The sequence below is a fragment of the Sulfuriroseicoccus oceanibius genome, assembly GCF_010681825.2.
Lineage (GTDB): Bacteria > Verrucomicrobiota > Verrucomicrobiia > Verrucomicrobiales > SLCJ01 > Sulfuriroseicoccus > Sulfuriroseicoccus oceanibius.
This window is the reverse complement of the sequence record NZ_CP066776.1, coordinates 1,981,250-1,998,994: the sequence shown is the minus strand read 5'-3', so window position 1 is coordinate 1,998,994 and position 17,745 is coordinate 1,981,250. Positions and strand designations below refer to the sequence as shown.

Below are 17,745 nucleotides of genomic sequence, written 5' to 3'. Positions count from 1 at the left end.
TCGTAACCTCCCACAACCCGCCAAATCGCCGGCGGAATGTTATTCTTGCCCACGTCCCTCACCTCCAAGCTTAGCGCCCCCCCCATCACTCTGCGCCTCAGCGTCTCTGCGTGAGCATCGAATCATATCGCAGCCTCTACCTCAATGGACGACCCATTTGCCAACCTCAGTGCGCTGGAAATCCCGGACATCTGGCAGCAAGACGCCGTGCACGCCCTGCGCTCGGGCCACGACGTCGTCGTCGATGCCCCCACCGGCGCCGGCAAAACCAAGATCTTTGAGTTGCTCGTCGAAGCCCGCGACATCCAGGGACAAGCCGTCTACACCGTCCCCACCCGCGCGCTCGCCAATGACAAGTTCACCGAGTGGACCCGCAAAGGCTGGAACTGCGGCATCGCCACCGGTGACGTCGCCAAAAACATCAACGCCCCGGTCGTCGTCGCCACGCTCGAAACCCTGCGCGAACAAATCATCGACGGCAATGGCCCCGCGCTGCTGGTCATCGACGAGTACCAAATGATCGCCAACCGCGTGCGCGGCTTGAACTACGAGCTGATGATCGCGCTCGCCCCTCAGGACACCCAGTTGCTCCTGCTCAGCGGATCGGTCGCCAACCCACAGCACATCACCGCGTGGATGGAGCGCATCGGCCGCAGCCCGAAGTTGGTCCGCGTCAGCGAACGCCCCGTCCCCCTCGACGAACAACCCGTCGAACTGCTCCCTCGTTTCGCACCCAAATCCATCACTGGATTGCTGCCCAAGCTCGCCGTCGGCGTCTGCATGAGCGACATGGCGCCATTGTTGATCTTCGCGCCCCACCGCCGCAACGCGGAAAAGATCGCCCGTCAGATCGCATCAGCACTACCCGAGGACAAACCGCTCAACGTACCCCAGCACGGACGCAAGGACTGCCCGGCCGAGCTGGTCTCGCTGCTGGGCAAACGGGTCGCCTACCATCACAGCGGCCTGCCTTATCCGGTGCGCGCCGGCTTGATCGAACCCTTGGCAAAAGCCGGTCAGCTGCGCGTGATCGTGGCGACCACCGGCCTCGCCGCGGGCATCAACTTCTCGGTACGTTCGGTCTTTGTCACCGCTCGCAGTTACCGCGAAGGCCCGTACATCCGCCACATCGCGCCGGACGAATTGCTCCAAATGTTCGGCCGCGCCGGACGCCGTGGATTGGACGAACAAGGCTACGTCATCACCACCAGAGACTCACCAAAACCAGCCGACGGCCACGCCGAGGCTCTGCGCCGCACCAACGTCGTCGACTGGCCGACTCTGTTGCGCATCATGGACCGCGAGGCAGCCCACGGCGGATCTCCCTTTGCCGCTGCCACGGAGCTTTGTGCCCGCTTGTTCAGCGAACAAACCATCCGCCTCGGGTTTGAGGAAAGCGACACCGAAGAAACGCACGCTCCCAGCGAGGAGAAGTCCCCCTACGCCACCGCTCCGAAACGACGCGAGATCCTCGCCAGCTCGGGCGAATGGGATGCCATCGAGGACGAGCCGGAGCTCACCCCATTGGCGCGCTGCCTCAGCAAAACCAAGCGCGGCTGGAAACCCTCACTCCAACTCTCTGCCGTCGTCGATGCTCACTTCGCTCTCGGCGTGATCAAGCGACTCGAAAGCAAATCGTCCTCCACCGGCTGGCGCTACGTCAAACACGTCGTCCTCGCCACCTCGTCCGGGGATCAGGATCACCCCGATGGCTTCCGCGCTACCAAGGCGGTGCGTAAGTTCGCCAAGCTCAACCAACGCCTGCTCGGCACCCACGCCGATGGGCCACAGTTGGCGAAGCAACTCGCAAAACAAGTGGCACGCACCACGCCTGGGCTCCAGTTGCACGACCTGATCGTCCAGCCCACCACCATCACCGGCATCTTCGATCTGGCCAATATCCGGGTCGAAGCCATCCACGACAGCCACGGCAAAGCATTGCTCGATCCACCGCAACGCGTCCGCGAACTCGACTCGGTCACTGATTTCATCGACCCGGAAACCGGCGATGTGCGCACTGCACCAGCCAACTCACCACTGCGCGCGTGGCGACGCTTGGCACTGATCGACCACCACGGCGTCCCCACCCGACGCGGTGTGGTCTTTTCGTTTTTCCAACGCGGCGAGGGGCTGGCAATCGCAGCGGCACTCGAAGAAAGCGATTACCTCTGCAGCGAACTCGTCTGGCATTTGGCCAACCTGCGCGCCGGCCACCGCTTCACCGATGTGGCGTCGGAAGGAGCCGACCGCCTGGGCGCCGTCTGCCGCAAACATTACGGTGCGCTGAATTACCCCGGCTATCTGGAACTCGGACTTCCCCCCGGCTTCGGCGAAGGTGCCGCGGATTGCCTGATGGCCTGGCTGCTCGACGGTCGACGTCCCGACTTCAACCAGCTCGACCAACTCGGGCCCGGTGACCTCGAACGCGCCCGCATCGAATGGCTCTCACTCATGCGCCACATCCACCACGCGCCCGACTACGATTGGGAACGCTGGCGCGAACTCCAACACTGCGCCGCAGATATCCTCGAGCGCTTCGGCGATGACTCCCGCCTCAACCTCGCCCCAGCCCTGCCCCACGACCTCCAACGCCCCGCCAATCTCAAGCTCGTCCGTGTATAGGCCACAGATGCTCGCGGATGGTCACAGATGAGTCGCTCAGCCCTTCGCTCCGTTTGGAGGATCACGTCCCCTTGGAGGCTCGACGTCCCCGTCGACTCGATCCCCCCCGAACGCAGCGAGCATTCGCTTGCACATCAAGGCCACAGATGCTCGCAGATGGTCACAGATAGCCTCCAATTCGAGGCACTCGCCACAGCCACCCGTCGCTGGTCGGTCGACATTCCTGTCGACATCCTCCCTCACGCCGCCTGTCCTATCCGTCCTATCCGTCCTATCCGTCCTATCCGTCCTATCCGTCCTATCCGTCCTATCCGTCCTATCCGTCCTATCCGTCCTATCCGTCCTATCCGTCCTATCCCGACTTCCCGACTTCCCCCAACCGGCCAAGCCACCGATTCCGTCGCGCTCACCCGGCCACCCGCCGGCCGTCGAAAACACCACCGCAGTTCTCATCCCCACTGAAAACTGCAAACGAGCACACTAGCAAACTCTACCTTCCTAACACCCTCTCGCTGCGCAACGCTCTCGCTCCAAGTCGGATCGTCACCACGATCCCCGCGATCGTTACAACCTCGGCAATTGCGATCAACACCCATTGGTTCGCCTCGGTTGTGATCAATGCGCGCACGGACAATGCCAGGTTCAACACCGGCACAAACACCGTGCTCCAGTCCAAGCGCACCGCCGGCGTCGCTCCCGCGATCAACACGATCACCACCACCATCAGCAGCGGAGCAATCGTTGCCTGCGCTTGTTTCGCACTTTCAGCCCGCAGCGAAATTGCCAGCGTCGACGACGCTAACAACAAGACTCCGGACAACAACATCGGCACCGCCACTGCAAGCGCTTCCCAATGAAGCAAGCCCCCCACCAAAGCTGCCAACTGCGGACTCTGCGTCGCCCCGAACATCACCATCCCGCCCATTCCCAGCACCGAAAAGAAAACGGACGAACAACCGACAATCACCACCGCCATCAACTTCCCGGCAAACAACGCCCCGCGGTTGGCCGGAGTGGTCAGCAAGGTCTCCATCGTCCCGCGCTCTTTTTCCCCGGCACCGACGTCGATCGCCACGGAAAGACAGGCCGTGAACGATAAGAACAACAAAAAGTAGACCAGCATCCCCGCAGCCTCGCGCCCATGCGCCACCGCCGGCGTTGCCACATCAGTCCACACCACGGTTATCGGCTCGATCTGGGCTTTCTCCAGCCCTAGTTCGGCCAGCCTTCTGGCCTCATGTTCCCGCACCAGGTCGCGGAGGGTCTCACCAACCCGCAGCCGGGTGGCCCGGCCCTCGGAAGTCGATTGATATTCCACATTGAGCGCCAGCCCGTGAGGTACCGGTGCCACGTGGACCACCGCATCCGCCCCGCGGCGCAGCGGATGCTCCGCCCCCACATAACGAGCATCCTCACCCGCTGCATCCGACAGCCGCTGCAGATCCGCACGCACCGACTCCACCTGATCCGCCCCATCACCAGCGACCCGAACAGCCAGCGCCCGCGACTGATCGTCGAGCTGCTTTTTTCCAGTGAAAAAACCGAACGACCCGACCATGAGTGGGTACAGGATCAACGGTACGAAAATCGTCAGCACAATCGTCCGCCGATCACGCAACGCTTCCAGTAGCTCTTTGCGCAGAACCGTCCAAGCCATCGAAAACGAACTCACGCCTGCACCTCCTTCTTTTCAATTCCAAGCACCTCGAGAAACGCATGCTCCAGGTTGCGGTCCCCCGCCTTCTCGTACAACTCGGTCAGCTCACCGTCGAAGCGAATCGTTCCCTCGTGGATGATCACCACACGGTCAGCGATCAAACTCACCTCACCCATCAGATGGGTCGAACAAAGCACCGTCCGCCCCTGGTCACGTAAGCTGAGCATCAGATCCATCAGCGCACGCGATGACAAAATATCCAGCCCCGCGGTCGGCTCGTCGAGCACCACCACGCGCGGGTCGTGGATCAGCGCCCGGGCGATCGACACCCGCTGGCGCATCCCCATCGAAAGCGTGTCCACCCGCTTGTCGATAAATTCTCCCAAGTCCAGCAACCCGATCAACTCGGCGATCCTCGCGGTGAGAGGCTTGCGCTCGATGCCGTGCAATTTACCAAAGTAACGCAAGATCTCGCGCCCGGTAAGCTTGCCATAAAGCCGGGTCGATCCCGTCACAAAACCGACGACCCGTTGGACTTCGGCCAACTCGCCCGGCAACCGGTGCCCTGCCACCACCACTTCGCCGGCAGTCGGCGTCATCACACCCGCCAGCATCCGCAACAACGTCGTCTTGCCCGATCCATTCGGCCCGAGCAAACACGTCACCTTGCCACTCTCGACGTCAAATGACACATCACGCACCGCCTCACAAGCGTCCGCCTTGCGCGTTGCTTGGAATTGTTTGGTTACATGGCTCAGCGAAATCACGCCGACATCATGCACCACGCCGCCCGCCGTACAAGCGCCCATCACCCGAATTCAACGCTTGGAATCGAACCCAGAACACGAACAAATCAGCCTGCGACCGTCGTTTTCATCTGCACCCACGCCAATCTCCGCTTACCTTGTCCTCATGATGCCCGCACGCTCGCTCTCCGCCGCATTGCTGATCTCGTCCGTCGTTGCCTCCGCCAACGACGACGCTCCGGCGGGAACCACCGAGAAGGCCCCAGCCACCAAACCCGAGATCAAAGCGCTGGTTCAGCCGGAAAAGGTCGCGGATCACATCTACCGCATCGGTGAAGTCACCATCGATGCAGAAAAGCGCACGATCTCGTTCCCCGCGGAGGTAAACATGACCGAAGGGCTGATCGAGTTCCCCGTCACCCACGTCAACGGACGTGTCCACGAGGCAATCTTCATCACAGAAATCCTGCCGGTCCAACTTCAGACCGCGCTCCTGCTCAACCATTTCGAAACCTCGCAGGAAACCTTTGCCAAGCCGCTGGACAAACCCTACCGCCCCGGAGAGAAACTCCCACCACCGGTGTACCCACCCGCCAACCCGAAAGCACACGTCAAAGTCACTGTGAGCTGGACGGTCGATGGCAAAGACCACACCGCACCGCTGGAATCCATGCTGGTGCGCCAAGGAGCAACACCCGAGGAATGGGTGCCCTACTCTCAGGCGTCCAACTACTGGGTCTTCACCGGATCGACTGAGGAAATGGGGGCCAAAGTTCCCGACATGGGGGGTGCCATGGTCGGTACACGACTCGCCTACGATTGCATCCTCAACCCATTGCCCAAGGAAGACGTCGCCGGCCAAACCTGGGTCGGAGATCCGGATGTCATCCCGGAAGTCGGCACCAAGGTGACCATTCAATTCGCCCCGGCAAAACAACCGGAATCCACCAAATCGTCACACGCAAAAGATTGACCTCGTGTGGCAAATTTTTCACTGTCCTCGCCGGCAATCTCCCAAACCATCTTCCCATACGCCTGAATCATTATGAAAACCGCTATCACCTGCGCAGCTCTCGCCGCCTCATTGGTCGCCCTGCCAATCACCGCCACGGCTGCGGACAACGCCACCGCACCACAGGCCGCCAAGATGGACAAGCGCCTCTCGCTGAAGCTCGAAATCGAACAAGCGCTGAACCGTGGCTCATCCTACCTCGAGTCCACCCAAGCCGAGGACGGGTCATGGAGCATCCAACAACTCCCAGCTCTCACAGCAATCGCTCTGTCCGCCGTGATGAACAACCCGGCGCGGGAAAACCCACAAACCACGCCTGAGTTCGCCCGCAAGGCCTACGACTTCATCCTCGCCAACCAACAAGAAGACGGCGGAATCTACGTCAAGGGCATGAACGTCTACAACACCGCCCTGTCGGTGATGGCTCTGCTCGCCGAACCAACCGACAAGTACAAGGAGCAAACCCTCAAGGCCACCCGCTACATCGTCGCCCAGCAGTCGGACTTCGACACCATCGGCGAAACCGACAGCCCATACGACGGCGGCATCGGCTACGGTGGCACCTACCCTCACTCCGACCTCTCCAACACACACTTCGCTCTGGAAGCCCTCAGCCACACCCGCCAACGCTTCCAAGACGAAGGCGATGACGCCGCCAAGGAACTCAACTGGGACGCCGCGATTCAGTTCGTCAGCCGCACCCAAAACCTCGAGGAAACCAACGACCAGGAGTTCGCCAGCAGCGATCCAGACAACCGCGGCGGGTTCGTCTACTTCCCAGGCGACTCAAAAGCCGGTGAACAAGAACTTCCTAACGGACGCACCGCTCTGCGCTCGTACGGCTCAATGAGCTACGCCGGATTGCTCAGCTTCATCTACGCCGAAGTCGACAAAGACGATCCACGCGTCAAAGCGGTCACCGATTGGGTCACCAAGAACTACACCATTGAGGAGAACCCGAACATGGGCGCCCAAGGCTTGTTTTACTATTTCCACACCATGTCCAAGGGCCTGACCAAGGCCGGGATCGACACCATCCAAACCGCAGATGGAACCAAGATCGACTGGAAAAAAGACCTGGCTCTCAAAGTGCTCAGCCTCCAGAAGCCAAATGGATCGTGGACTAACGATGCCTCGAACCGCTGGATGGAAGACAACCCAACCCTCTCGACCGCGTACATGATGCTTACTCTCGAGCACATCTACCACAGCCTCTAACGAGCTTCTGCTCGGCCATAGAGGATCTACCTCACCCACCCGAAACGCCCTCGATCCCAGCCGTGGATCGAGGGCGTTTTCAGTTGCCTCAGATGCCGCAAGCGCAGGAACGAACCGTAAGTAGCAATCTCCGGAGCGTCGCCCCCCATCGCTGGTGGGTCGACATTCCTGTCGACGTCCTCCAACCCGAGCGCAGCGAGCATCCTCTCCCCCGCTCGGACGGTGAAGACACCGTCACTCCATCCAGCCTTCGACCGCTCCAGCAAAACCAGACATCGGAGGCTCGACGTCCCCGTCGACTCATTCTCTCACAGGAGCGCAGCGACCACTTCTACAATCTCACACCCAACGCCGCCGCCCCAGACAGTTAAGACATCGTCACTCCACTCAATCACGCTCGGCCGCATCCAGGCCACAGATGATCGCGGATAATCACAGATGCAGCAAGCGCAGGAACAAACCGTAAGCGCCAACCACCGGAGGCTCGACGCCCCCCATCGCTGGTGGGTCGACATTCCTGTCGACATCCTCCAATCCGAGCGCAGCGAGCACTTCCCCAATTGCACACCCGCGCCGCCATACATTCCCCGCAGGGGAAATGCAAACCAGCCCAGGGTGACGGGAGCCTCAGGCGACCACACCCTGGGATCACCCGCCCACCATCCAACCGGCCAAGCCAGCGACGCCGTCACCCGCATCAAGCACACCCGCAGGCCGATCAATCCCCGCTGCAGATCTCCTCTGAAAACTGAAAACCAACACACCAGAAAACTCCTCACGGCTGCGGCAACCTTAACAAGGCACCATTGGAAACCCCGTGCTCGGCCCTCCAACGGCGCTCGGCATCACCACAAGCCCCGCAACGCCACACCAAAGCCTTCTCAATCGGAACCAACCCAGGCTTACCCACCGCCCGTACCCACCGACGCGCAAAAGGAAACTGACGCTCCGCCACATCGTCCGGAGCCGAGATTATCCGACCCACCCCATCCCCATATCGCACCGGAACCTCAACCTTGCTCAACGCTTCGTCATGCACGTGGCACCGGTCGATCCCCGATGGCTCGTCATGCCACAACACCGGCGCCAACAAATCCTCCCCTAGATCGAAATAGCGATCAACCGGTAGAGCCGCCATCTCCGCCACAAGCTCTTGTTCCACCAATTTCGCCTCCCCCTTACCAGCACCAGGAGGTAATCCCCCTGTCCAGAAAACTGGCTGCGAGCCGTTCTGCTCCAACGCGTCCCCCATCAAATACCAAACACCCGGCTGCCTCATCGCATGGCGTGGGATTCGGAAATGGCCATTGAACCGTTCACGCCAGCCCACCGTGAGCTCGTCTTCCTCAAGCTCCCCTCGCACCACCATTCCCACTTTCAGAACCACGCGATACGCCGCCTCCACGTTCACATCACCAGCCCGCAGATGCGCCAATGCACTCTCTGCGGTGACCCGTTCTCCATTCAAAAAATAGTGCACTGTCGCTACCTTCGGCTGCCCTACCACCACCCACTTGGCCTGACCAAGTGCATCCTCCACCGACTTCATCCCCTCCGGTAAATGCCGGTCAACACACCCCAGCGCAGCCCCCAACGCAATCCATGAGCTCAAAGCCGTCATCAAAAACCAACGCATACCCACCAATTACCACCCCACCAGCGCGAGAAGCGACACAAATCTACTACCGCCATAACGGATAGACTCTGGAGACTCGACGTCCCCGGCGACTCATTCTGCCACAGGAGCGCAGCGACCATTCTCTCCCCACACACTCAACTCCGCTTCCCCGGACGGTGAGGACACCGTCACTCCATTCCTCGACGCCCGTCCGCATTTAAGTCACAGATGCTCGCGGATCATTACAGATCGCCTCCCAATCGGAACCCTCGCCGCAGCCACCCATCACTGGTGGGTCGACATTCTTGTCGACATCCTCCAATCCGAGCGCAGCTAGCACTTCCCCAATTGCACACCCGAGCCACCGTTCATTCCCCGCAGGGGAAATGCAAACCAGCCCAGGGTGACGGGAGCCTTAGGCGACCACACCCTGGGAGATCCCCCGCCCACCACAAACGGCCAAGCCTGCGGATCCGCCATACCAAAAGGCACACCCGCAGGCCGATCAAAGCCCCTCCGCAGTTCCCCTCTGAAAACTGCAAACCAGCACACTAGCAAACTCTAAGTCAAACCTCCCAGCCGGATGGCATGGTTCCGCCGTCCTGCTTCATCCGACTGAACCAAAGCGGCACCGATCCCTTGACCCGCTCCAGCGCGTCGAGGAAGTCCGCTGTGTTCATCGGCCGCTCGTCGCCGGTTTCCATCGCGTAAGCGAGCACGTTGTCGAGCGCCGCATCGATCAGCGCGTCCAGGTCGGAGGTAGTGAAATCGCGCGTCTTCTTCGCGATCAATGCGGTGTCCAACGCCTCGCACGGTTTGTTCTCCACCATTCGGCGGATAAACACCTCACGCTGCGCTGAATCCGGAGCCCCCACGTAAAGCGCACGGTCAAAGCGCCCGGGACGGCTCACCGAGAGGTCCAGGTTCCACGGCGCATTCGACGAGCCAATGATCAGCACCCCGTTGTTCTTGCCGTCGCTGTTGTCCAGCTCGCGCAACAACTGCTGCAGCAATCCGCGCTGGTTGCCCGCACCACTGCCGCGCTGGCGGAAGCGATCGGCCACCAGCAAATCGATATCCTCGAGGAAGATCACCGACGGAGCATCCTTGCGCGCCAAATCAAAGAGATGGTGCATATTGCGCTCAGAGCCACCGACGTACATATCCAGCAACTGGTGCGGACTGATGGTAAAGAACCGCGCACCAATCTCACCGGCGGTTGCCTTGGCGAGCTGGGTTTTGCCACAGCCTGGAGGCCCGTAGAGAATCACACTGCCGCCCACCGCCTTGCCGTAGCGGCGGAACAACTCAGGGTTACGCGCCGGATAAACCAGCTTCATCCCAAGCTCGCGCTTCACCTCCGGATGACCCAACACGTTCTCAAAACGCAACGCAGGCCGTTCGAAATCATTCATCTGGAACGACTCCTCCCACGTCGGCGCGTCAAAATCACCGAACGGATCGTCATCGTCGTCGTCCACCGCACCCTCGTTGGACTTGCGTCCACGCTTGCCATTGCCCGCAGGCCGTGGCGCGGGTGACTGCCCGTCCATCTCGTCGTCCGACGCAATCATCGTCTCGGACAACTCGCGCTCCAGTGCACGGTCACGCACCGACGCATCAACCGTCGACGCCCTGCGCAACCACAGCCGCGCCGACTCCCCGTCACCGTCCTGCCAGAAAATCCGTGCCATCAACAACATCGCCTCCACGCAAAATGGATCGTGTTGCAAAACCGCCTCCACTCGTACCATCGCCGCAGAACTCATTCCGCTGAAACTCAACGTGCGCGCCAGCTCGAGTTGCGCCCCCACATGCTTGGGCTCCAATTCCAGCACAGACTCAAATGCAGCCTGGGCCTCGTCCAGCGCCCAGTCCTCCAAACACTGCCGACCCAAGGCAAACCACAACCCGGCATCCCGGGGGGCAGCCGCCACCTGTTGACGAAGAGCGTCCAATTCAGACATGCCCTCGCTTCTATCACCTGCTCCACTCATTCTTAAGAAAAAAATACACCCACCAATCCGGCTCGCCCGGACACATCGCGTCCTTTCGACAAAGCCTCTCACCGTTCACCACTCCCGCTCAGGGAGTTACAATTCCTCGTTACCCATCCCGAGCAAATCGAGGATGCGGGACAAATCGTCCTCGCCGTAATACTCGATCTCAATCTTACCTTTCTTGGCCGAATGGTTGAGTGACACGTGCGTTGCAAAGCGCTCACGCAAATTGTTGGCAATCTGACGGTACTGCGGCGGCAGCTGGTCCTCACAGGAGCGCCCGGCCTTCGGCTTGGCATCGTCACCCGACTTGCTGCGCTGGAACTCAGCCACCAGACGCTCGGTCGCTCGGACCGACAACTTGCGCCGGATTACCTCATGCCCGAGCAGCACCTGGGCTTCCAAATCTTTCACCCCGAGCAATACCTTGGCATGCCCTGTGTTCAGCATGCGCTGCGATACCTGGGTCTGCAGTTCAGGCGCCAAATCCAGCAAACGGATCGCGTTGGCCACCGTCGCACGGTTCTTGCCCACACGCTTGGCAATGTCTTCCTGACGCAGCGAGAACTCCTCAGCCAAACGTTGGAACGCTCGCGCTTCCTCGATCGCATCAAGATCCTCACGCTGCAGGTTCTCAATCAGCGCCATCTCCAACACGTCGCGGTCACTGGCCTCACGACGCACCACCGGCACCTCACTCAACCCAAGCGCCTGGCTGGCACGCCAGCGACGCTCACCCGCGATCAACTCAAGTTTGCCGTCCACCTCACGCACAATCAGCGGCTGGATCACTCCATGCTGGCTGATCGACTCCTTCAACTCCTCAAGCTGGTCGTCGCGGAAAACCTTACGCGGCTGAAATGGCGACGGAACCACACGCCCGATCGCCACTTTCTCCACACGCTCACCGGGTTGCACCTCTTCCTGCGCGGATACAACACCATTCGCCGACACATTGTTCGCCGTGCCTGGTTTCGACGGTTTTTTGATCAATGCACCAAGTCCTTTTCCGAGAGCCTGCTTTGCCATAGGTCGCGGAGTCTACTCTCCGCCTCCTCGAATTGCAACGCTCATTGCATCGATTTGCATCGCCCGAAATCCACCACCTCACGCACCACAAAAATCACCCTACCAAGCCCCATCAGAAAACACTGGACTTAATTAAGTTATCCATATTATTCAATTATCTAAGCATTCTCTCAAACGCCCTATCCCATTGACTCAAATACACTTGTGAGGCACCCGGAAACCGGAGCCCTCTAACCGCAAGCGCCAACACGCATCCTTACCAAAATCGCGCCATGAGTACTCCAAACCCCACCGCCCCATCGTCCACCACCGACGGTCATTTACCACTCGGATCGTCCCGCTCGGAGAAAAACACATCGTCGCTACCAAAGGACCCTGTGTTCACCGAGGAAACCTCCAAGGGCACCGTCAAATCGAGCCAGAAAGCCGCGGTCGATGAGAACTTCGGCGAACAGCTCCACGAAGCCCAGGAGCAGCTGCTCGAACTGCGCCACAAACAAAAGGAACTCGAACGCCATCAGTCGGAACTCGAAGAGCTGCGTGTCCGCCAGGAAAAGTTCACCAAGGGCCGCGTCGAAATCACCGAGAAAATCAACCGTTGCATGACACGGCTAGACCGTGAGACCTACCAGGCCCGCAAGCGCTTGGAACAACTCGAGCACGCCAAAAAAAGCTTCAACCGTCACCTCGATCTGATCGAAGGCCTGACCCCTGAGAAGTGGTCGCGTAGCCAGCTGCGCGACGAACTGCTCAAAGCCACGTCCGCTCTGGAAGACGCCGAGCAGGACCACGACGAAGTTATCGCACGCCTCGCCCTCGGTAAACCCGAGGACAAGTCCGCCACCGGCACCGCCTCAAGCTCACCACTGGCCAACGGCAGCTTTGAAGCGTGGTTGAAGGCCGGCTTTGCCTTCACCCTGCCACTCATCGTCGCCGCTCTCGTTTACGTCGTCATCACCACACTGCTCCCCGGAGCCTAATAACAGTGAAACGATCCATCACAACCAGATGGATTCGCCTCACGCCCTCTCCCACCAATCGACGCCATGAAGAACATCCGCCGCTCACGCTTCAGCACCCGCCTGAAAACCAAGAGCAACCAGCAGAAGACCTCGTGGATCCGCCACGACGTGCGCGCATCGGCCGTGAAAGACCACCCGGATTTGTTCAACATCGACGACGAAGTCGACAAAGTCCGCTCGAAGGTCAGGGAGCTGGAACAAAAAATCGCCGGTGCCCCCACCCGCGAAGCCGAACGCCGCATCCGCGAACGCGACCTGCTGCCAATGGACGACGAACCGCTCCCAAGCCGCCACGTCGAGGGCGGCCTCAGGTACTCCGAACGCAACCAGCGCCGCAACGACCGCATCAAACAGGCGCTCGTCACCTTGCTCATGGTCGCCGGCTCGCTCGCATTCGCCGGCTGGGCCATCAGCTACCTCCTCGACCAGCTCCAGCTCTTCCGCTAACGCCCCCTCATCCTGAGCGCCTCTTTATCTGGAACACCGACCCTCTGGTCGGCCAACCGACCCCATCCGGCCCAGCCGCACTTCAGGGGATACTCACGCAGAGACGCAAAGACGCAAAGCTCAACTACGGAGTCGCCGCTCTATCCGCCTGAGGCGCCAACTGGAACGCCGATCTCCAGGTCGGCAAACCACCCCCATCCGGCGCAGCCGCACTTCAGAGGATACTCACGCAGAGCAGCAAAGACGCAAAGCTCAACTACGGAGTCGCCGCCCTATCCGCCTGAGGCGCCAACTGGAACGCCGACCCTCTGGTCGGCAAACCAACCCCATCCGGCACAGCCGCACTCTTGGGAATACTCACGCAAAGCCCCAAAGATTTACGCACCTGGTGATCAACCTCACTGCAAATCAACTCACGCCCGCCTCAAATCATGACAATGGGCTCATGATCATCATGTGAATCCTGTCTAAATGCCGCGTCGTGGGATGCCTCTCATCATTTGACCTTCATCAACTCCAGCATCGCCTCAGCAAAAGCAATCCCAATCCCACCCAGGATCTTCGCCGATCCCAAATAGTGGAACGGGTAGTTCGACACCCCCTTCTTCAACGTCTCAAGCTCCGCTTGAGAAAACTCATCCGCGCGCAGAACATCGAGCGCCGCCTGCGCCTCCTTACCGTGGAGCTTCTTCTGCTTCACCTCATAACGCAGCTTCCCATCCCGGGCTACCAACGCCCCCAACTCGGGATCCCAATACTCTTCAGACCGTACCGCCACCACATTTCCCTCAAACCCAGGTAATGCAGCCGTAGCTGCCATCGCGTCGCGGAAGTTCTGGTGCATTCTCACATAACGCCGCTGGTCAGGCCCGTAACTCGCAGTTGGACCACCAACGCCCATCACACCAATCACCACCGGCAGCTCAGGTGCCGACAAATCACGCCGCAAATCCTGTATCAGGTGCATCAACAAACGCGTGTATTCATCATAACCTCCAGCCGCCTCCCGATCCGGGTACGTGTTCGCATCCACCATATCGTTCCATCCTTGAAACCACACCAGACCGGCCAGCTCGTACCCATGCTCCGAAGCGTATTCCGGGTACACCTTGCCAATATCAGCCAACACGGATTTCACGTGATCAACCGTCAGTCGATAATAATACCCCGATGCCTCTCTCTGCTCGGTCTCAACTTTCTCGATGTCTTTTCCCTGCTTGGTGAGCAACTCCTGATGCCTCTCACTAAACTCATAAGCACCCGCACTCGGCGGCCGGAAATCGGTGTGTAAGCTCTTACCTCCCCATGCCGCCTTGATGAGCAAAACCGGCTCGCCTAACTCCAGGTGCATCCAAATGCCAAAGGTCAGCTCAGGCCCGATCTTTCGATCATCCGCACCAAACCCAGTCGTCAGTGCCCCCCGCTTCACCCCGCGATCCGACAAATAGGACACCGGAACATCGGAGTAGACCCTTGCCTTTCCATCCTTATCCCTCAGTCGCTCAAGCCACGGTGCCGTCTGCGGGTCCATTCCGATGTGCTCAACTGTCTCCTCCATCGCATGCCCTTGCATGTTCGACTGACCGACTAATACGAAGACCTTCAGCGGTTCAGCCGCAACACTCTGTCCCATGCTTCCCTCCCATAGCACTCCCATCAACGTCAACAACCCAACCACCCTGTAAATGCTCTCTTTCATCATCAAGCTCCTCTCATTGTCTGCCTCGCAGGAATCAAAACCCGCCCCACCCTGACCACCGATGTCCCGCTCGGCAAGCCAATCATCAAGGGCACTGCCACATTACGCCTCATCTAGAGCTTTCGAGACGCAACACCCCAACTGGAACGCCGATCTTCAGGTTGGCAAACAATCCCATCCGACGCAGCCACACTTTAGAGGATACTCACGCAAAACCCCAAAGACCCAAAGTTTTGCGTACCTGGCGATCCGGCTGACCGGAAACCTACTCACGTCCCACCCTCAGATCCTGACAATGGGTGCAGCCCCAAATCATGTTCATCATGTGAATCCTGTCCAAAAACACCATCCCCCACGCAGCACCCAATCAGGTCATCCTTTCAGCCACAACCAATGAGCCTCACTTACCGAGAACCCGCCTTGGCTCTTTGAGATCAGCTCGGGTGTACTGAATCGTCTTCCCATCCTGACCGGAGCTTAGAGCTAGAACACCATCGCGATAACTCCACGTGTATCCCTCCCACGTCTTGGTCTCAAGCCACTCCTCATCCTCTGTATTCTCATGTTGCCTATCGCACACATGAAACACGATATAACTCCCCTTGATCAAATAATCCGTATTCGCACCGATACTCGATACCACGTTCCCATCCTTAAAGACGATCCGCTCCATCCAAACCCTCTTCTCATCGTAAAGCTTCAGCCCGAGAACCTGTCCCACCTCACCATCCACATCAATCCTCTCCGACTCCCAAAGCACGTTCTTAGGAATCTCGGACCGCAACGAAACGACGAATGAGAAAAACAGCAGTGTGAGAACCTTGTGCATGGAGCGATTCTTTGTGAAGAGTGTCAAAAGCCAGCCACCCGCTACTGGCGGCGCCCCTCCGACTCCGGTTTAGGTTTCTCCTCACCCTCCGACTCCGACTCCGGAGCGGCAGCGGGTTGGTCAGTGCCGACTTGTTCTTCGTTGAGTAGTGCGGCTTCGCGGTCGAATGTCCTAAGGGCTGCCTGATATTCCTCGTCCGTGTCAAAATCAACAGAGCGCACACGGTCAGCTGAAGCTGAATCGAGCAGTGCCGGATGGTCTCCAACGAGATCGAAAAGGTAATGCGTTCGCATCGCGCCAGTGCCGGTGAACCCTAGTGTGGCGATGTAGGCGATTCTGACTGAGTCACTCGAAACAAATCGACCGCTGAAAAGCTCTGGTCGAGCCACGAAGAATGGCGCGAACCACTCCGATTTGGGCGCGGTCTCCATCGCGAGCATCACACAGTCGAACTCCCGTCCGAACTTGCCGTCAATAGGGTAGTCCACCCGAAGCACGATCCGTCCATCGACCCTCGCAATCTCTGAAATTTTGGGGGCGACCGTCCTGTCAATCCAAGTAAGTGCTTCCGCAGTGGGCTTAAAGTATCGATCATCCACATACGGGCGCTTCAAATTGAGGTGGTGGCGGTGAAACTCAGTTGAAATCTCCGTCTTCCAGTTCGGCCCCTTGCCCCAGGAGAAAAGAAAGCAACTCTTTGGCTTCGCATCGCGGATGAGCTCACCAGCCGCCAATACGGGCGTCACTAAAACAGCAATTGTGACTAAGATTCGGGAGAACATTTTTTTTATAGCCTAGCGTCCGAGTCCACCTGCCGCTGACTGGCAGGCACCCTCCGACTGTCGGTTAAGCGTTCATATTATGGAAAGCATCTCGACTCAAGGCGTGGTCAGAATTTGGAGCCAAAGCCTTGTTATACACTACTTTATTCGTTCGATTTGGGTGACGACTTGCTCTACAAGTCTCTTCGCAACAATCAGCTCAGCATCTGAGAGGCTTTGGAGGTTCTTCGAGTCAGATGCGAAACTAGCGCTCTTGGACAAGGGGATATCCGATGCCTTCCATTTTCGAATACCAGCTTCTATCGTTTTCACCAATTCGACACGGTCGCACTTCTTCCCTTCAAATTTGTATGGGACGAGAAGCGGGTTCTTATGAGCCCTCTTCAATTCCTGGCGCATCTTCTCTACCGTCTTGGCATCCGCATCAGACTTCTCCACCTTGGCCACAAATGAAATGAAACCCTCGGCAAGCTGGTCCGAGTTGATTTCGCCGGCAATAAGATCGGTGTTCAGTGCCAATGTAGCCACGACTGCAAGCACACTGGTGATTATTCTCATGTCTTGTTTCATAGTCCAACGTCAGAGATGAGGTAGACTCTTAGGAGCGTAAGTGAGGAACGAACGCGCGCTTCTAAGAGGATCACCTCGATCGATTTGTTATCTTTTTATTATTTTTCTTCAATTATTTCAATCTTGACTGGATGTTTACGCCCGATTGGTAGAGGTTCTCCTACACCAGAATGTTCTAATTTTATTGTGTCAGTTGTATGCATATATCTTCCTGCCTGTTCAACAGAAGATGATACATTATTAATACTTTTTGACAAATTTGAAGAGAAAGCGTCTGCTGCAATAATTACACAAACACCAAATATTAATGCACTAAATGCCAGTGAATCCCTTATAGATATTATAAATTCTTTCATGTGTTTCCTTTTTATGAGATAACAGTTTTATTAATACGGGGGTAGTGATATCGGAGCGATACCACTCGGGTGGAGAGTGATCGTTAGGATACAAGATTGCAAGAACTCGGCGTGTTTGTTGAGAATTTCGAGTGTTCA

At 58.4% G+C, this 17,745-nt stretch carries 15 protein-coding genes; 5 read left to right on the top strand and 10 right to left on the bottom strand.

What is annotated here, in order from left to right:
• Window positions 1-144: 144 nt before the first annotated feature.
• A complete protein-coding gene (locus tag G3M56_RS08070; protein WP_164361873.1) occupies window positions 145-2,622 on the top strand; it encodes a DEAD/DEAH box helicase in 2,478 nt (825 codons plus the stop codon).
• Window positions 2,623-3,112: 490 nt separating this feature from the next.
• Here G3M56_RS08070 and G3M56_RS08065 read toward each other — a convergent pair whose 3' ends face one another.
• Together G3M56_RS08065 and G3M56_RS08060 are read right to left on the bottom strand one after the other, a co-directional pair.
• Window positions 3,113-4,294, bottom strand: a complete 1,182-nt coding sequence (locus G3M56_RS08065; protein ID WP_164361870.1) for an ABC transporter permease — start codon at window positions 4,292-4,294, stop codon at window positions 3,113-3,115.
• Window positions 4,291-5,088 carry an ABC transporter ATP-binding protein gene (locus G3M56_RS08060; protein WP_164361868.1) on the bottom strand — a complete coding sequence of 266 codons (798 nt, stop codon included), beginning with the start codon at window positions 5,086-5,088 and terminating at the stop codon, window positions 4,291-4,293. The genes G3M56_RS08065 and G3M56_RS08060 overlap by 4 nt, the downstream gene beginning before the upstream one ends.
• Before the next feature lie 103 nt (window positions 5,089-5,191).
• On the opposite strand from G3M56_RS08060, the gene G3M56_RS08055 reads away from it, so the two are divergent.
• Window positions 5,192-5,998 carry a YdjY domain-containing protein gene (locus tag G3M56_RS08055; protein WP_164361866.1) on the top strand — a complete coding sequence of 269 codons (807 nt, stop codon included), beginning with the start codon at window positions 5,192-5,194 and terminating at the stop codon, window positions 5,996-5,998.
• Between the two features lie 72 nt (window positions 5,999-6,070).
• Entirely contained in the window at window positions 6,071-7,255 is a 1,185-nt protein-coding gene (locus G3M56_RS08050) for a prenyltransferase/squalene oxidase repeat-containing protein (protein ID WP_164361864.1), read from the top strand.
• Window positions 7,256-8,030: 775 nt separating this feature from the next.
• Here G3M56_RS08050 and G3M56_RS08045 read toward each other — a convergent pair.
• The 3 genes from G3M56_RS08045 to G3M56_RS08035 all read right to left on the bottom strand — a co-directional run bounded on the left by G3M56_RS08045 (window position 8,031) and on the right by G3M56_RS08035 (window position 11,902).
• The gene (locus tag G3M56_RS08045) at window positions 8,031-8,891 is read right to left on the bottom strand and encodes a hypothetical protein (protein ID WP_164361862.1); all 861 of its coding nucleotides are present in this window, start codon (window positions 8,889-8,891) and stop codon (window positions 8,031-8,033) included.
• Window positions 8,892-9,439: 548 nt separating this feature from the next.
• Window positions 9,440-10,840 carry an ATP-binding protein gene (locus G3M56_RS08040; RefSeq protein WP_164361860.1) on the bottom strand — a complete coding sequence of 467 codons (1,401 nt, stop codon included), beginning with the start codon at window positions 10,838-10,840 and terminating at the stop codon, window positions 9,440-9,442.
• Between the two features lie 126 nt (window positions 10,841-10,966).
• Complete coding sequence (locus G3M56_RS08035) at window positions 10,967-11,902, bottom strand: ParB/RepB/Spo0J family partition protein (RefSeq protein ID WP_164361858.1); 936 nt, start codon at window positions 11,900-11,902, stop codon at window positions 10,967-10,969.
• Between the two features lie 272 nt (window positions 11,903-12,174).
• On the opposite strand from G3M56_RS08035, the gene G3M56_RS08030 reads away from it, so the two are divergent.
• Both G3M56_RS08030 and G3M56_RS08025 read left to right on the top strand, forming a co-directional pair.
• Complete coding sequence (locus G3M56_RS08030) at window positions 12,175-12,882, top strand: hypothetical protein (RefSeq protein WP_164361856.1); 708 nt, start codon at window positions 12,175-12,177, stop codon at window positions 12,880-12,882.
• Between the two features lie 66 nt (window positions 12,883-12,948).
• Complete coding sequence (locus tag G3M56_RS08025; RefSeq protein WP_164361854.1) at window positions 12,949-13,371, top strand: hypothetical protein; 423 nt, start codon at window positions 12,949-12,951, stop codon at window positions 13,369-13,371.
• A 496-nt stretch (window positions 13,372-13,867) separates the two neighbouring features.
• On the opposite strand, the gene G3M56_RS08020 is transcribed toward G3M56_RS08025, so the two are convergent.
• The 5 genes from G3M56_RS08020 to G3M56_RS08000 form a co-directional block, all read right to left on the bottom strand.
• Window positions 13,868-15,073, bottom strand: a complete 1,206-nt coding sequence (locus tag G3M56_RS08020) for a sialate O-acetylesterase (protein WP_235203320.1) — start codon at window positions 15,071-15,073, stop codon at window positions 13,868-13,870.
• Window positions 15,074-15,470: 397 nt separating this feature from the next.
• Entirely contained in the window at window positions 15,471-15,899 is a 429-nt protein-coding gene (locus G3M56_RS08015; RefSeq protein ID WP_164361852.1) for a hypothetical protein, read from the bottom strand.
• A 41-nt stretch (window positions 15,900-15,940) separates the two neighbouring features.
• On the bottom strand, window positions 15,941-16,681 hold the full coding sequence (locus G3M56_RS08010; RefSeq protein WP_164361850.1) for a hypothetical protein: 741 nt from the start codon (window positions 16,679-16,681) through the stop codon (window positions 15,941-15,943).
• 138 nt (window positions 16,682-16,819) lie between these two features.
• The gene (locus G3M56_RS08005) at window positions 16,820-17,251 is read right to left on the bottom strand and encodes a hypothetical protein (protein WP_164361849.1); all 432 of its coding nucleotides are present in this window, start codon (window positions 17,249-17,251) and stop codon (window positions 16,820-16,822) included.
• A gap of 98 nt (window positions 17,252-17,349) precedes the next feature.
• The gene (locus G3M56_RS08000) at window positions 17,350-17,607 is read right to left on the bottom strand and encodes a hypothetical protein (protein WP_164361846.1); all 258 of its coding nucleotides are present in this window, start codon (window positions 17,605-17,607) and stop codon (window positions 17,350-17,352) included.
• Window positions 17,608-17,745: the final 138 nt, after the last annotated feature.

Bases quoted from the DNA above. Each gene is read 5' to 3' on its own strand.
- G3M56_RS08020 (WP_235203320.1), bottom strand. From the start codon at position 15,073: ATGATGAAAGAGAGCATTTACAGGGTGGTTGGGTTGTTGACGTTGATG.
- G3M56_RS08015 (WP_164361852.1), bottom strand. From the start codon at position 15,899: ATGCACAAGGTTCTCACACTGCTGTTTTTCTCATTCGTCGTTTCGTTG.
- G3M56_RS08055 (WP_164361866.1), top strand. From the start codon at position 5,192: ATGATGCCCGCACGCTCGCTCTCCGCCGCATTGCTGATCTCGTCCGTC.
- G3M56_RS08070 (WP_164361873.1), top strand. From the start codon at position 145: ATGGACGACCCATTTGCCAACCTCAGTGCGCTGGAAATCCCGGACATC.
- G3M56_RS08050 (WP_164361864.1), top strand. From the start codon at position 6,071: ATGAAAACCGCTATCACCTGCGCAGCTCTCGCCGCCTCATTGGTCGCC.
- G3M56_RS08060 (WP_164361868.1), bottom strand. From the start codon at position 5,088: ATGGGCGCTTGTACGGCGGGCGGCGTGGTGCATGATGTCGGCGTGATT.
- G3M56_RS08005 (WP_164361849.1), bottom strand. From the start codon at position 17,251: ATGAAACAAGACATGAGAATAATCACCAGTGTGCTTGCAGTCGTGGCT.
- G3M56_RS08010 (WP_164361850.1), bottom strand. From the start codon at position 16,681: ATGTTCTCCCGAATCTTAGTCACAATTGCTGTTTTAGTGACGCCCGTA.
- G3M56_RS08025 (WP_164361854.1), top strand. From the start codon at position 12,949: ATGAAGAACATCCGCCGCTCACGCTTCAGCACCCGCCTGAAAACCAAG.
- G3M56_RS08035 (WP_164361858.1), bottom strand. From the start codon at position 11,902: ATGGCAAAGCAGGCTCTCGGAAAAGGACTTGGTGCATTGATCAAAAAA.
- G3M56_RS08045 (WP_164361862.1), bottom strand. From the start codon at position 8,891: ATGCGTTGGTTTTTGATGACGGCTTTGAGCTCATGGATTGCGTTGGGG.
- G3M56_RS08000 (WP_164361846.1), bottom strand. From the start codon at position 17,607: ATGAAAGAATTTATAATATCTATAAGGGATTCACTGGCATTTAGTGCA.
- G3M56_RS08030 (WP_164361856.1), top strand. From the start codon at position 12,175: ATGAGTACTCCAAACCCCACCGCCCCATCGTCCACCACCGACGGTCAT.
- G3M56_RS08040 (WP_164361860.1), bottom strand. From the start codon at position 10,840: ATGTCTGAATTGGACGCTCTTCGTCAACAGGTGGCGGCTGCCCCCCGG.